The sequence below is a fragment of the Paraburkholderia jirisanensis genome (assembly GCF_054782355.1).
The window spans coordinates 597,439-612,629 of record NZ_BAAGSQ010000033.1; the positions used below are offsets into that span (position 1 = coordinate 597,439).

The 15,191-nt window shown below is 63.5% G+C and carries 11 protein-coding genes; 6 read left to right on the forward strand and 5 right to left on the reverse strand.

Features of this window, described 5'->3' with window-relative positions; genetic code table 11:
* Genes ACYVNQ_RS34645 through ACYVNQ_RS34670 form a run of 6 tightly spaced genes read left to right on the forward strand, consistent with a single transcriptional unit; the run spans nucleotide 1 to nucleotide 6,506 of the window.
* Nucleotides 1-1,014 carry an NAD-dependent epimerase/dehydratase family protein gene (locus tag ACYVNQ_RS34645; RefSeq protein WP_460909655.1) on the forward strand — a complete coding sequence of 338 codons (1,014 nt, stop codon included), beginning with the start codon at nucleotides 1-3 and terminating at the stop codon, nucleotides 1,012-1,014.
* Entirely contained in the window at nucleotides 1,011-1,862 is an 852-nt protein-coding gene (locus ACYVNQ_RS34650) for an MBL fold metallo-hydrolase (RefSeq protein ID WP_460909657.1), read from the forward strand. Before ACYVNQ_RS34645 ends, ACYVNQ_RS34650 begins: the two co-directional genes overlap by 4 nt.
* Nucleotides 1,849-3,219, forward strand: coding sequence for a F390 synthetase-related protein (locus tag ACYVNQ_RS34655; protein ID WP_460909659.1), 1,371 nt, complete (start codon nucleotides 1,849-1,851; stop codon nucleotides 3,217-3,219). The genes ACYVNQ_RS34650 and ACYVNQ_RS34655 overlap by 14 nt, the downstream gene beginning before the upstream one ends.
* On the forward strand, nucleotides 3,209-4,369 hold the full coding sequence (locus tag ACYVNQ_RS34660; RefSeq protein ID WP_460909661.1) for an ATP-grasp domain-containing protein: 1,161 nt from the start codon (nucleotides 3,209-3,211) through the stop codon (nucleotides 4,367-4,369). Before ACYVNQ_RS34655 ends, ACYVNQ_RS34660 begins: the two co-directional genes overlap by 11 nt.
* Nucleotides 4,366-5,481, forward strand: coding sequence for a hypothetical protein (locus tag ACYVNQ_RS34665; protein ID WP_460909664.1), 1,116 nt, complete (start codon nucleotides 4,366-4,368; stop codon nucleotides 5,479-5,481). Before ACYVNQ_RS34660 ends, ACYVNQ_RS34665 begins: the two co-directional genes overlap by 4 nt.
* Nucleotides 5,478-6,506, forward strand: a complete 1,029-nt coding sequence (locus ACYVNQ_RS34670) for a Rieske 2Fe-2S domain-containing protein (RefSeq protein ID WP_460909666.1) — start codon at nucleotides 5,478-5,480, stop codon at nucleotides 6,504-6,506. Before ACYVNQ_RS34665 ends, ACYVNQ_RS34670 begins: the two co-directional genes overlap by 4 nt.
* Before the next feature lie 29 nt (nucleotides 6,507-6,535).
* Here ACYVNQ_RS34670 and ACYVNQ_RS34675 read toward each other — a convergent pair whose 3' ends face one another.
* Genes ACYVNQ_RS34675 through ACYVNQ_RS34695 form a run of 5 tightly spaced genes read right to left on the reverse strand, consistent with a single transcriptional unit; the run spans nucleotide 6,536 to nucleotide 14,949 of the window.
* Nucleotides 6,536-7,426: a YfaP family protein gene (locus ACYVNQ_RS34675; protein ID WP_460909668.1), complete on the reverse strand. Its 891-nt coding sequence runs from the start codon at nucleotides 7,424-7,426 to the stop codon at nucleotides 6,536-6,538.
* Nucleotides 7,427-7,437: 11 nt separating this feature from the next.
* Entirely contained in the window at nucleotides 7,438-7,845 is a 408-nt protein-coding gene (locus ACYVNQ_RS34680; RefSeq protein WP_460909670.1) for a DUF2300 domain-containing protein, read from the reverse strand.
* On the reverse strand, nucleotides 7,830-12,671 hold the full coding sequence (locus tag ACYVNQ_RS34685; protein WP_460909672.1) for an alpha-2-macroglobulin family protein: 4,842 nt from the start codon (nucleotides 12,669-12,671) through the stop codon (nucleotides 7,830-7,832). Before ACYVNQ_RS34685 ends, ACYVNQ_RS34680 begins: the two co-directional genes overlap by 16 nt.
* On the reverse strand, nucleotides 12,605-13,291 hold the full coding sequence (locus ACYVNQ_RS34690; protein WP_460909674.1) for a DUF1175 family protein: 687 nt from the start codon (nucleotides 13,289-13,291) through the stop codon (nucleotides 12,605-12,607). Before ACYVNQ_RS34690 ends, ACYVNQ_RS34685 begins: the two co-directional genes overlap by 67 nt.
* Complete coding sequence (locus ACYVNQ_RS34695; RefSeq protein ID WP_460909677.1) at nucleotides 13,264-14,949, reverse strand: DUF2138 family protein; 1,686 nt, start codon at nucleotides 14,947-14,949, stop codon at nucleotides 13,264-13,266. Before ACYVNQ_RS34695 ends, ACYVNQ_RS34690 begins: the two co-directional genes overlap by 28 nt.
* Nucleotides 14,950-15,191 lie beyond the last annotated feature (242 nt).

Genomic DNA, 15,191 nt, shown 5'->3' on the forward strand with positions numbered 1-15,191 from the left:
ATGCGCATACTCGTCACGGGCGGCACGGGTTTTCTGGGTCGGCATCTGGTATGGCGTCTCGTGCGCGCCGGACACGACGTCGTCTTTACCGGACGCAACCGCGATCAGGCATCGGAAGTCCTGATGCTGACGCACAGCGAATCCCTTGCGGGCAGCGCATCGTTCGTGGCGCTCGCCCATGGCGACCCGGGCAGCGCCCAGGCACTTTCCGCGGCCGCACGCGAGGCCGATGCCGTCATCCATTGCGCGGCATTGTCGTCGCCGTGGGGGCGCCGCGATGACTTCGAGCGCGCCAATATCGCGTCGGCACGCGAAGTGATCGCCGCATGCGCGACGCACAACATCGCGAGGCTCGTCCATATTTCGACGCCCAGCCTGTATTTCGACTTTCGCGACCGGCTCGACATCAGTGAAAACGAACCGTTGCCGTCGCCCGTCAATGAATACGCGCGCACCAAAGGGATCGCGGAACAACAGGTGATGCACTCGAAGATCGAATCGGTCATCGCGCTACGACCGCGCGCGATTTTCGGCCCGTGGGACAACACCTTGCTGCCACGCCTGCTGCGCGTCGCGCGCAAAACGCAGTTGCCGTTGATGCAAGGTGGCGCGGCACTGATCGATCTGACCTATGTCGATAACGTCGTTCATGCAGTCATGCTGGCGCTTGCCGCCGACCTTCGCCGCGCCACGTTCAATATCAGCAACGGCGAACCGATGCCGGTTATCGCGCTGTATAAGGCACTGGCTAGCGGATTCGGCTTCGACGCGCGCTTTCGCAGCGTGCCCTACCCGCTACTCGACGCCGTCGCGCGCACGCTCGAACTCGGAGCGAAGTTCGCACCGGGCTGGGAACCGCCGCTCACACGCTATTCCGCCGGTCTGTTGGCCTTTTCGCAAACGCTCGATCTGACGCAGGCGCGCGACGTGCTCGGCTACGAACCCAAGGTAGCGTTCTCCGATGGACTGCAACGCACCGCAACCTGGTTCGCGGCTCACAAGGACCGCGTATGAGCAGAATTGCGCTCGAATTTCATTTGCTGAAGGTGGGGCATTGCTCACACCCCGAGTGTGTCGCGCAGCGCGGCGGACGCCTGGCGTCGGTGCGCTTTCCTGCGCTGGCCGGTTTGCTGGTTCATCCGCAGCGCGGCCCGATGTTGTTCGACACGGGTTATAGCGACGCTTTTTTCGCGGCTACCACGCCGTTTCCGGAGCGCTTCTATCGCTGGGTGACCCCTGTGTCGCTTCGCGATGACGAAACTCTCGCCACGCAACTCGCGCAGCGCGGCTACCAGTTCGCCGATATCCGCCATCTGTTCATTTCGCATCTTCACGCCGACCATATCGCTGGACTTTCCGATTTCCCGCATGCCAGGCTCTTTGCGATGCGGGCGGAAGTGGATGCAATGCGCCGGCGTTCGCGGATCGGCGCATTGCGGCGCGGCTTCTTGCGCGCGCTGCTTCCCGTCGACTTCGATACCCGTTTGAGCTTTGCCGAAGACTTGCCGCGCGTGCCGCTGGCTGCGTCAATGCGGCCCTTCACGCAAGGCTTCGATCTGCTTGGCGACGGCAGCGTAGTTGGCGTCGCGCTGCCCGGACATTCCGCGGGGCAAATGGGCATCCTGTTTCGCGCGAGCGACGGCCGTGACGTGTTTCTGGTTGCCGACGCGTGCTGGTCGCTCGATGCCGTCCAACGCGACCGCCCGCCATCGTGGATCGCATCCCAGCTATTCGCGGACAAGCACGCTTATCTGGGCACGTTTGCCGGCTTGCGACAGTTGCTGTCTGCACGCAGCGATCTGCTGATCGTGCCGTCGCATTGCGAAGTAACCTGGGAACAGGTGCGCCATGAAACCGCTTGAAATGGCACGGCTCATCGTTGCGTTTATCCGCACGCGTTGGGGCTTGCGCTTTCGCGACCGCGAGTCGCTGGAACACTGGCAGTCGATGCAACTGGCCAGGTTTATTCGGACGTCACTACAGGAAGCACCGTTTTACCGGTCTTGCGCAGGCGGTGATCTTGCGTCGCTACCGATCGTGGACAAGGCGATCACGCTGGCCCAGTTCGAAGCGTTCAACACGCGTGGCATCTCGCTCGCCGACGCTACGTCCGCGGCGCTTGCCGCGGAACAATCACGTCGGCTCCCTGACGGGTTCGATCCCGCGCTGACCGCCGGTCTTTCGAGTGGCACGCAGGGCCCGCGTGGCGTATTTCTCGCGTCATCGCAAGAACGCGCGACATGGGCCGGCATTCTGCTTGCGCGCACGCTCGACCGCGCATTGCTGAAGGATCTGCTGATACGGCGGGCGCCGCTGCGCGTAGCGTTCTTTCTGCGCGCCAACAGTTCGCTCTATACGACGCTGAAAAGCCGCCGCATCGACTTCCGTTTTTTCGATCTGCAGTTGGGTGCGCATTCGCACATCGCAGCCTTGACGCAACTCAAGCCAGACGTACTGGTCGCGCCGGCCAGCGTACTCGCGTGGCTTGCCGCCGAATCGCTCGCCGGTCGAGCGCCGATCGCCCCACGTCGCGTGATCTCAGTCGCGGAAGTGCTCGAACCGGACGACGAACGGCTGATTCGCGATGCGTTCCGGACGACGGTTCACCAGCTCTATCAATGCACCGAAGGCTTTCTGGCTTATACGTGTGCGCATGGCGTCTTACATCTCAACGAAGAGTTCGTCCACGTCGAGCCCGAGTGGCTGGATGACCACCACACGCGGTTCGTGCCCATCGTCACGGATTTCACGCGGCGCACGCAAATGGTCGTGCGTTATCGGCTGAACGACATCCTGCGCATCCGCACCGAACCGTGCGAATGCGGCCGTGTCACGCGAATGCTCGCGGCTATCGATGGGCGTCTGGACGATGTTTTATGGCTGCCGTCGTTAGAGAATCCAACGCGGCTGATGCCGCTGTTTCCCGATGCACTGCGTCATCTGGTTGCGCGCGAGTTTGCCAGCGTAACGAATTACCGTGTCGAGCAGCACGGAGAGACCTTGCATTTTGCACTCGAAGGCGATGACGAAGCGCTCCGCACGCTACCGTCTGCGGTCGACCAGTTCATGCGTGCTCAACGGATGCAGCCGCTCGCATGGCAACGCATCGCGATGCCGGCACTCTCTCCCGCCGCCAAGCGCAGACGCATCGTTTGCGTGACGCGGCCGGCCGCATCTGAAGCCTTGTCGCCACCGGCCAGGATGCATCATGACGCGTAACGTGCTGATACTCGGTGGCCGCGCGCCCGTCGCGCTCGATCACGCTCGCCGCTTCGCGCACCAGGGGTGGAAAGTGTTCGTCGCGGATAGCATCCCTTGCCAGATCAGCGGTGCATCCCACGCGGTGACGCAGACATTGCGCATCGCCGCGCCGCGTCACGCCCCCACGCAATTCATCGACGATTTGCGTCGCGCGTCGCTGGCCCACGCCATCGACATGATCGTGCCCACTTGCGAGGAAGTATTCTTCGTTTCGCGTTATCGCGACCGGCTGCCCGCGCACGTTCGCGTGCTCGCCGACGACTTTGCCAAAATGCGCGACGTGCACAGCAAATGGCGCTTCCTGTCGCTCGCGCAGGATTGTGGCGTACAGGTTCCGCACTCCGCACGCGTGGTGTCGCTGGACGAAGCACGCGAATGGGCTGGCGCGCGGCCGGTGGTCCTGAAACCGGAGTTCTCGCGATTCGGCGTGCATGTGCGGATCTATAAGCGCGGCATTCCTGAGAACGCACCGCCTCTGGCATCGCTTGGCAACTGGGTCGTGCAGGCGTACGCCGAGGGTCGCGAGTTCTGTTCTTATAGCGTGGCGGATCGCGGCCGGCTGCTTGCGCACAGCCTCTATCATCCGAGCTGGCGCATGTCGACCAGTTCGAGCTTCTATTTCGAGGCCGCGCGCATCGACGGCATCCGTCGTTTTGTCGAACACTTTGCGCGCAAGCTGGACTTTACCGGGCAACTGTCCTTCGACTGGATCCAGCATGCGGACGGGCACGTGAGCGTGCTCGAATGCAACCCGCGCGCGACCAGCGGATGCCACCTGTTTGCACTCGACGATCCGCTGCCGGCTGCACTCGACGGTACGCTAGCCGCGCCGATCGAGCCGTCGTCGAGCCATCCACGTATGGTGAGCGCAGTGATGCTGAGCGCAGGGCTCGTCGACGCAATCGGGCGGCGCGACCTGCGACGCTGGTTGCACGATTATCGCGCCGCCTCCGATGTGATCGGCACGCCGGGCGACCGCGGGCCGATTGCCGGCGCGCTGCGCGATCTGGCTTCGTACGCGAGGCTTGCGCTCGCACAGCGCTGCAATATGCGAGAGGCCGCGACCCAGGATATCGAATGGGACGGCCAGGAGTTGCCCGAGCCATGAGTGAAGCGCTGCACGCGTCGCCGATGAGTTTCGCAGCCCGCGCTGACGCGTTTGCCGCATTGCATGCAGGCGTAGAAACGCGCGGCTTTGTCGCAAACATCGAAGCGCGTGTGGAGACCATCGAAGCGGGAAGCCTCGCGCTACCTGTCACGGTCAACGATGCGAACTCGCTCAACGCATGGGTCTGCTCGCCGTTGACGACGTATAGCCGCTATGCGCTCGAAGAAACCCGCCGGGTTGCGCCCCGTCTGATCGCGCCACCGCTAGCAGGCGTAATCGGTATCGCGGACCGGTGCTTGCGGCGAGCCGAGCTTGACAGTGCGGTGTCGATCAACAACTGGCTGATCAGCACGAATCTGTATCCCGCAGCGGACGGCATCGATTTCGACGCGCTGGCAAGGGCCTGTCAACATCGCTGGCCGCATCACGCGATATGGTTCCGTTCGTTGAACTTCGAGCAGCATGCGGACTGGTTGCATGCGCTCGTCGCAGCCGGTTTCGAACTGATTCCGACGCGACAGGTTTACCTCTTTCGCGACATGAAGCAAAAAGCGACCCGGCATCAAAACCTGCAGCGCGATCTGCAGCTTTTGCGCACGACGCCGCTGACACCGGTTGCGCACGACGCGTTCGCCGGCACCGACTTCGCGCGCGCCGAAACGCTCTACGCGCAGCTTTATATCGACAAGTATTCGCATCTCAATCCGCGCTACACCGCAGCATTCCTGCACGCGTGGCATGCCGCCGGTCTGCTCGAATTCGCGGGCTTCAAGGACCACACCGGAACGCTGCGCGCGGTAGTCGGGATGTTCGGGCAGGCATCGGTCTTGAGCGCGCCCATCGTCGGCTATGACACGAGTTGGCCGCAATCGGCCGGTTTATACCGCCTGCTGATGGCGCACGTACTGAAGACCACCATCGAGCGCGACGCCGAACTCAATCTGAGTGCGGGTGCCGCGCACTTCAAGCGGCTGCGCGGCGGTGAGCCCGCGATCGAATACAGTGCGGTGTTCAGTCGGCACCTGAGCGCGGCGACACGTCGCACGCTCAGCGGTCTGCGTATTCTGACGACCAGGCTCGGCGTACCCATCATGAGGCGCTTTCGGCTATGAGCACATGGAATCCGGCGCTGTACCGCAGCTGGTTCGTCGTCGCCGAGTCGCGGCGGGTTCAGCGCGCGCCATTGAGCGTCACCCTCCTCGATCGCAGATGGGTGATCGCACGGCTGCAGTCAGGCGAGCTGCTTGCGCTCGACGACTGTTGTCCGCACCGGCATGTTCCGTTGTCGATGGGACGCGTGACGCTTGCAGGGCTGCAGTGCTGTTATCACGGCTGGACCTTCGATGCGAACGGGCGTTGTACCGCCGTGCCGGGTCTGACGCCACAGGCTTGCATACCGACGATTCGCGTAGCGGCTGCACGGGTAATCGAGCGTGACGGCCTGATCTGGATAAAGACTGATGCGCAGGATGAAGCGGCAGCGTCGGCGCTTCCCGCGTTTGTCGGCGGTTTGCCGGTGGGCGGCCATCGGTTGACGTGGAGTTCAATATGGAATGCGCGAGCCGTCGATGCGCTGGAGAATTTCCTCGACCCCATGCACACGCACTTCATCCATCCGGGGCTGGTGCGCCGCGAAGGTGAGCGTCAATGCATCAAGGCAACTGTTACACGATTGGAAGGCGCGCTTCAGGTCGACTACGACGGGCAGCCACAGCAAAACGGCTTGTTATACCGATTGTTCGAATCGCCGCGCGACCGGGAGCGTGCGCATTTTTCGGCGGCGGCGGCAGGCTCGGCACAGCTCGAATACCGCTATAAAAACGGCAGTGCGCTGTTTTTCACCTTGCATTTCAGCCCCGAAAGCGAATCGGTGACGCGCGTGCACGGCACGTTTCACGTCGAGAATCGTTGGGCGCCGCGTTGGGCTGTGCGGATGTTGGCGTGGCCGTTCCTGCTTCGCGTCGTGCGTCAGGACCAGCGCGTGGTCGAAGCGCAGGCAGCAAACAGCGCGCACTTTCGTCGTAGTGCGGGCCTGTCGACCGAACTTGATCTGGTTCGGCCGAGCCTCGATCAAGTATGGTCGTCGCGTTCGCACCCGCTCGGCGATGAAAGCAAATGCATTGAAATCATGCTTTGAATAGCCCCGACTTGGTTAGCGTCGAGACTTCAATACACAAAGCTCGTCACAAGCGTCAATTCACCAGGCTTGCGCATCGGCACGACATAGCTCTGCTTCTTCTCGTTCACCGTGTTCTCGTTCTGGATCACGGTAATCGTCGCCACCGTGATCGTCGCGGGCTTGCCCCTGGCGCTCATCCCTTCGCCGCCGTAGTAATTCACATAGACGTAGTAACGCCCAGGCTCGGCAACCGGCGATTCAAAGATCTCAGGCCCGTAGCCGCTCGTCACATCGACATCGAGCGCAGCGCCATTGTCGAGCACGCGGTTGCCATAGAAACAATGCTGGCCGTCAGGCATCAGCACGTGCAGGTCGAGGTCGGTCTGGTCCGTGCTCCACGACAGCACGACGCGAAGCTTCGCGGGCAGCTGGTTCGGATTCGCCTCGTAGAATTGCGCGACCGCGCGGTGCGAACCGTCGGCGCTGCGCACCTCGACATTGTTCGCGCCTTTACCGAATGCGTAGGGACGCGAGAACCGGCCGTTTTCGTCGACCTTCAACGGCATCGCAACGCCGTTGACGATCAGCGTGTTGGGCGCGGTGCCGGGCGTATCGGCATCGCCCGATTCCGAAGCGGCCTTCGCGGGCTTTTTCTGTTTCGGCGCCTGTTTGACTTCGCCTGCGATCAGCGCGAACCGGCTCTGCCCTTCGCGCGTATTCACGTCCGATGCGGGATAGTGGACTTCCTGCACGAAGTCCTGCGGATCGGTATCGATCGAGCTGTTGCGCCAGCCTGATTCCGGCGCATCGAGATGGATCGCGCCAACTTCATTGGCGTCTGCAGCGTGAGCGAACTGCGGCAAGCCGGCCTGTGCCGCAAGCGCGGCAAGCAACGGCATCACCGGCAGCAACGCGCGAACAACGGATGATCGATGCATCAGGGATTCGCTCAAGGATAGTCGGCAATCAGCCGCCTCGCAGTCGTTTCAACGTAGTGTTCGTCGTGCCCGCTCGGATAGTGCTGGAACGCCAAATGCAGATACTCGTGCGCAAGCGTGATCTGGTCGTCGGTCGTCTCGAGACGGCGAACGAAAACGCGGTTCATATGGTTGTCGGCAAACGGCCAGCGTCCGTCGAGACGGCATACGTCGACGTGCGCGGGACGTTCGTAGCCAGGCTCCGCGCTCAGCACCGGATCCCAGCGCGCCTCGTGCAGCTTGAGCCATGACTCGAGCATCGGCAGGTGCTCGCAGCTGGCCGGGCCGATGCCTTCATGAGCGATCGATGCGGTCGCGAATATCAGGCTCGCGACGCCCGCGGCAAGCACGACAGCGCGGACCTTCACTGGATCGTCCATGTCGTCGGGCCTGCCGCATCGAACGCTTTCGACGACGGCTGGTACATCCGGTAGTAGCGCGCGGCCGGCAATACAAAGTGCCCGACCTGTCCGAGCCGGATCAGATGTCGTATCACCAGTTTGCCGTCGAGCTGCGCGACCGGCACCGCATAGTGGTTGCTGAACTGCTGGATCTTGTCCGCGCTCAGCACGCCTTCGCTGGTGAGCAGCGCATCGCCGTTTTCGGCTTGCGGCGCATCGGCGTCGCTGCTGTTGCCGTCGCTCGCGGCGCCTGAGTCTGATGCATTCGCGTCGCCCTTCCCCTTCGAGGGTTTCGCGAGCGCATCGAGGCCATCGATCTCGAAGCCGAACCGCTGCGACTCGATGTCGGCGCCCGCGGGCACCGGCACCTCGAGCAGGCCATAGCGATACGACTGCTTCGGACCGCGTGGCGCAAGTTCGACCTCGTCGACGTACAACGCATTCGCCGCCAACGTCCCGCCCTCCACCTTCGTTACGTTGAAAACACCGGCCTTCGCGGTCGGCGTCAAACGATAGAGGCGCCGTGTCACGCTGACCGGCAGATTCGGCGCAGACGCGTCCGTCGACTGATACGTGACGCGAAACGCCTGCGCAGCGGGCGGCGCCTTGGCGAACGGCAGCGGCGCGGGCACCGGCACGGGTGTCTGCAGGTTCCGGTAAGTCCAATACCCGCCGCCCGCCGAATCCACAAAGCGCCAGCTGTTTGCGAGCGCCCAGCTCCGCTTCGCGGCATCCGGCGCGACCGCATGGACACCGGCCTGCAGCCAGATCAACGCGAGTGCGCGATCCATCGTCGGTGACGAGTCGTCGAAGCGCGTGACGATATCCGCGATCGCGGGCGCATCGGATTTGCCGCTCAAGCCAACCGCCAGCGCCGCCATCGCCGGATTCGTGCTGGCCTGCAATTCGGTTTGCGCGGTAGCAGCCTTTGCCGTGAGCGCCGGATCGTCGGGCATCTTCTCGCGCCGTACGATGTCGCGCCACAGCAGCAGGCTCATCTGCCAGCGGATCCGCGGCCCCGGCGCACCCAGCACGATGCTCGAAGAATCGTCCGGCGCCGCTTGAGGCGATGGCTCCTTCTGTGCGTCAAGCACATGCTGGACACCGATGGCAAGCGTCTGCACAGGCAGATGCATGTCCTGCATCAACCACAACGTCAACGCACGCTCGAAGATCGACATCCGCGACGAGTAGCTTTGGTACGTATCGAACACATGCTGCCAGTGCTCGGGCGGCAAGCTGATGCCCAGGCGCTGCGTCGCGCGCCAGTCCGCGTAGTACGCATAGGTCGTCAGCAACGGATCGCCCGCCGTCTGATCGCCCCACCACGCGAAATCCGCCTTCGGCCCGGCCATCGCCATCAACCGGCCGCGCGCCGTTTCGAGACGCTGCTGCAGTGTGTCGCGCAGCGCGCGATTCGACGGATCGTCGGGGATCCCGTCGAGCGCCATCGTCAGTGGAATCATCTGGCTCGCGGTCTGCTCGACGCAACCGTACGGATAGTCGATCAGACTGTCGATGATCGAACCGAACGCCTGCTGCGAGCCGGTAGCCGGCTGCAGCCGGATCTCGCGCGCGTCGGCCGGCAATTGCAGCGTATCGGCCGCGTGCACGATCTGGCTCTGCGGCGCCGACCAGCCGGCGGCGTCGACCGTCAACGGCACGCGCAGATGATCGAGCGCGGCGCCGTCGCTGCCGTTGAGTTGCAGATCGAGCTCGGCATTTTGCGTGACGTTCAACGGCAGGCCGATGAAGTTATCGCCCCGCTTGAGCGTCAGATCGAGCGAAGACTTTTCGGGTTTATCGGTGGCAATACCGCCGACCTTCAGCGTGGCCAACACCGGCGTCGCGTTCTGGCTAAAGACGATCAAACCGATGGTCGGCGCATCGCCGGTGCGAAAATGCGTCGGACCGCTCCAGCGCAAATAGACCGGCTTGCTCGACGTAATCGACGCGCTGCGCTGACCGACCACGCCGTCGGCCGTCGTCGCGCGCACGGTAATCCGCCAGCGCGACAGCGAGTCCGGCATCGTAAAACTGAAGCTCACATGACCGTTCGCATCCGTCTTCAAGGTCGGCTGCCAGGCGGCGGTATCGATGTTCTCGCGACGCGGGCGCGTGAGGATCTTGAGCGCGCGCTGGTTGTAGTCGAACTTCGCCTCGCTGCCCGTATGCGGCGACCACGCGAGATCGTAACCATAGAAATTCAGGCTCGCCGTGGTCCGCACACTATCGCGCCGCGGGTGATAGAAGAAATCGAAGATCGACGGCGCGACCTCGGGCTGGAGCGTGTAGACCATATCGTCGACAACCCCCGCGCTCAACACCGCCTCGACCGGCTTGCCGGCAACCGTGCTGGTGAGATCGACGGTCACCTTGTCGCCGGGGCGGTAATCGCTCTTGTCCGTATGGATGGCGACATCGATTGCCGGCACCTTGACCTCGATCCCCGCGTTCTGGAAATTGAAGTCGCCGTTCTTCACGTAAAGCGCCGAGAACGTGATGTTCGGACCGTAGTCGTCCTTGACGGGGATATCGGCCTGCCACTGCGTCGGGCCCTGTTGCGTGAGCTTGACCCAGTCGTCGCCGTGACTCAGCAGCGCGCGATGCTCGACCTGATCGCGTTCGAGCGTGAACAACGCGTTCGCGATCGGCTCGGGAAACACCACCTTGACGTGCGCAACCTCGCCGGGTTGGTAGCGGGCCTTGTCGAGCGTGATTGCGATCGCGCCCGACAGCGCGCTGGCTGCGGGTGCGGCGATGCTGTAGTTCGCCTGGCCCAACAGGCTGCCATCTTTGCCGCGTACGAAGATGTTGTAGCCGCCGGGGCCCGGGAAAGCGATATCGAAGCTCGTTTTCCCGGCCGGCAGCGTGCCGTGCAGGCGTCGGCGGTCTTCGAGGCGGATCGCTTCCCAGCTGGCCGCGGCGTCGAACGAGGTCACGCCCTGGAACGCGAAGGTCACGCGTCTCGCCGCCGGCGCGGGTGAAGCGGATGAACCCGAGGCGGCGGACGCCGCAGAAGCCGCGGCGGCGCTGGGCGCCACGGCCTCATCCTTGACAGCCTTGAGAACGTACTTTGGCGGCGCCGGCTGAAGAATCAGCTCGCGATTCGCGCTGACCGGAAAAATCTCGTGCTCGCTCGCAACCGCCTGAATCAGGTAGCGGCTCGGCACCGCGGCCGACGGCAACGTGAAACGCGCGATGCCCTGCGCATTGACCGTCAGCGTGCTCTGTGCGAGCTTCTGCGGAAAGCGCGCGCCAAACTCCGGATCTCCGTTCGTCACCGAAAGCGTCTGCGACTTGAGATCGAGCGACACGCTCGCATCCTTGACCGGATTCCCGTTCGGATAGCGCAGCTCGACCTGGCCCGTCACCGGCTCGCCGACACGCAGGTCCTCGCGATCGAGATGGATCGACACATCGAAAGCCGGCTTTGCATAGTCGGCGACCCGGAACATCGCGCTATACGTCGCATCGCGGTAGTCGAAACGCAACTCATAGCCGCCCGGGTACGCGTTCGACGGCAGGCTGAGTTCGGTATCGCCACCGGTGTCCGCGCTGATCTGCAACGGTTGCGACAACAACGCCTGGCCCGACGGATCGACCAGCTTGAGCACCACCTTCGCCGGCTCGATCGGCTTCGACTCGCGTGCGCCGGTGAATTCACGGCCGTAGACTTTCAGATGGACGAGGTCGCCCGGCTTGTAGAGCGGCCGGTCCGTGAACAGATAGAGCTTGCTGTTGTAGATCTCGCTGTCGTAGTAGAAATTCTCCGAGACGAACACCCCGCCGTCCTTGTCCTGGCCGAGCGTGTAGCTTTTCTCGGGGACCTCGCGGCTGAAACTCGCGATACCGTCGTCGTCCGTGTGATCGCTTTTGAGCGTGCCGTTGCCGTCGGACCAGACCACGTCGACATCGCCGACCGGCTTGCCGGTCATGCGGTCGGTGGTCCAGACGAGCATCGACTTGCCGGCCGTCTTGGTAATCGCCACCGTGTTCGACACAAAGACCAAGGTCGTGGCGCGATGCGCGCCGACATACGCCTCGATGAAATAGAGCCCGGGCTTCAGCTTGCCGAGCGGCACATACACGTTGCCCTGCTGCGGCGAGATGAAATCGCTGCTGCTGCCCGCGAGCTTGACGTCCGCCGGCGGCGCGATCGGCGTGGCGTCGCCCACCGGATAACGGAACCGCTCGACCATGTCGAACTGCTTGAGAACACGGTACTGCGGCGGCGCGTGAAAGCGCGTCTGATAGCTGCCCGGCGCCGCCTGCGTCATCGACGGCGCCGCCGCCACCACCGATTGGCGCGCGGCGCCCGTGAAGATCTGCTGGAAGATCATCCGCGACTTCTTGAACCACTTGTCCCACAGGAAGCTGATCGTGTTGGCGAGGCCTTCGCCCGCATAGTCGCCGTTGACCTGAATCCGGTGCAGGTCTTTCTGCCCCTTCAGGAAATCGAGCGGCTTCGGCACGCGATACACGACGACATCGACGCCGCCGTAATCCTCGAACACAGCAGGATCGCCTTCGATCCGCACGCGCGCTTCGCTATCGCTGGTGAAACCGCTGTCGGCCAGCAGGAAGAATGGCGCGCCTTCGGTCCGATGGTAGCCGCTGGTTAGCGACGCGGGCTCGACCGGTGCCGACGCGGCGCTGGCGGTTTCGGCCGCAGACGGTTCAGACGAGGAGCCGCCGGGCGTCGAAGCACCCGATGCCGCCCACGGCGCGAACAGGCTCAGCGCGACAAGAAGCGCAGCCGGAACACGCCGATAAAGTTGGGATTGTCGCTGCGGGGTTGCCACCGGACATCGCTCCACGTCAGTAATTGTTGAACGCCCACCGCCCTGAGCCCCGTGTCGTCGCGGGTGCGTCGACCGTTGTGGTAGGCGATGTAGTTGCCCATCCAGATCATCAGATGCTGATCGTCGCCCTGGTCGAAGAACAGCAGATCGCCAGGCTCCGCGAGATTGATGTCGCGCGACACCAGCACACTGTTTTCCTGCACCAGCGAGAACGCCGTGACGAACGCGCCTTCGCTGCCGTCGATGCGGCGCCACCGCTGCGGCCACGACGCCTGCTGCGCCGCGGACAGTTCGAGCTCGGGCGGAAGACGGCGATTGTTCAGCCCGTTTTGCGCACGCCATTTCAGGTCGTGCGAACGCCAGGTTTCGCCGACAGCGAACCGGACGAGACCGGCGCAATCGCGGTGGTACCAGCGCGGGTTCGGGCCTCGGCGCAACTGCTCGGCGACCAGCAGCACGAACCACGCGCGAAAGCGGCGCGATTGTTCGGCGTCGAGTACCGGGGCTGCCGCCGTGTCGGCCCATACGGGCGCGCTGCGCGTCGCCGCGCCACCGAGCGCGGCGAACGTGACACCGGCACAAGCCGCGCGGATCACTTTGCGTCGCTGAGCGTTTGCCATTCGATCGGTTGCCACGCGCGTTGATCATCGTGCAGGGATTCAGGCAGGATCAGCGCCACCGGGGGGAACGCGGCCAACGCCTGCAAGCGCGGCGTCAAACGATTCTGCGCGGCTTCCCGCAGAATCGGCTCGGTCTGCTGCGGCAGCGAGCCGAGTGCAGCCTGCTCGAGCAAGGCCGACAAGGTACGCGGCGTGATCACCGTTTCGATCAGCGAGCGATCCGCCGGTAGCGAATCCGCCAGCGCCGGCCGCTGGTTCGTAAAGACCGCCAGCGCGTTCGTCACCAACTGTGCATTCGGAGAGAACACCAGCCAGTCGCCCTGCCGCGCCATCGTCACATCGAAACGGCCGAAGTCCGTCTTGACGAGCCGATGCCAGATCCGCGCGCCGCCCTGCGTGCTGACGTCGACATGCGAGACCGACGCGGACTTCGTCGCACCGCCCGCAGCGGCTTCGTCCTGCGATTTCGCGCTCAGGCTATTGCCGATCGACGCATCGAACAGCGCGTCGAGCGCGGCATCCGTCGTCGTGCGCGCATCGACGCGGCCAACCACGAGCGGACTATAGAGCCCGCCCGACGGATACCAGCAGATGGCGACCGGCGCGTGAATGCCGTCGAGCATGTCGGGGTCGCCAAGCGGCTCGACATCCTTTGTTCCTGCGAGAATCGGCGCGAGCCGGTGCGCTTCGAGCGGCATCGCCGTGCACAGCGACGCAGCCGTTGGCACGTGATGCCACAGATCCCGCGTGTCGAGCGTCGCGCGTGGCGCGCCACCGGCTACGCGGACATAGCTTGTCCAGTTCTGCCCATCGAAATCGAAACGCAACGCCTCGAGCGTCGGAAAGAACTGCTGATAGTTGAACGACAGATAGCCCGTCTCCGCGACCATCGTGTGCTTGCCCTTGAAATCCGCCAGACCGAAATGGCGGCGCAACGGACTGGCTTGCCAATGCGTATCGAGTAAGGCGGCCCAGACTTTCGCACGCTCCGCATCGGCGCCATAGCTGTCGCCTTCGATCATCGCCGGGTCGTCGAACACCACCATCTTGTCGCCGTTGCCCGCGAAGTACAGCACGTCCTGCGGCGTATATTGAAGCCGGTAGAGCGGCGTCGTTGCACCACCGCTGAGCGGCAACGTACCGACCTGAGCGAGTTGCCTGTCGCTCGCCGCGACCTTCGCTGCGAGTTCGAGCAACTGCGTCCAGCCGTTGCGATTCGCGTTGAGCAGCCAGTGCGTGAGCTTGCCGTCGGCCCCATGCCACAGCGCGACATCGGCGGGCTGGTCGAGCGCGAGCGCCACCACCTCATCGCCGATCGACAGCTTGTGCTCGTACGCGATACGCCGGATCGCGCCTTTCAGGCCGAGCACCGTATCGCGCTCCTCGTAATAGAAAACGAAGTCTTCGGTCAGCACCGACTTGAGCAGAGGCACATTGAGCATGTCGCGCGGCAGATCGCGCAGACGGCTCGAGACGACCATCGCGTCCGGCCGCGCCAGCCTGATTGGCGCAATGTCGAGCAAGCTTGCCGGGAACGGCACGCTCAGGCGCTGCCGATGCCGCCAGGCGGACCCGCCCAGGAAACCGGCAACCACGATGACAAGCACCACCAGCGAGAACAGCGCAATACGCAAAGGCCGGGATTCGGGCAGACGCATGGGCAGGCGTTGAGGCGTTGAGACGTTGGATAGGGGTCGGTCTATCGACTCTGGTCAAAAAACGGGCTGCGCTATATTAAGGCAAAGTTCTGGTTATCCGGATTCTGCGTGAGAAAAACCACAATCCCGTGAAAATGTTGACGACAACCGCGAGTTGCTATTGAGTAATCGAATTGCGGCGGCTGTTTTTTCAGTTTTAATATCGCCGCGGATGGAGCGGTTTTTTCAACGGTCTTCGCAAT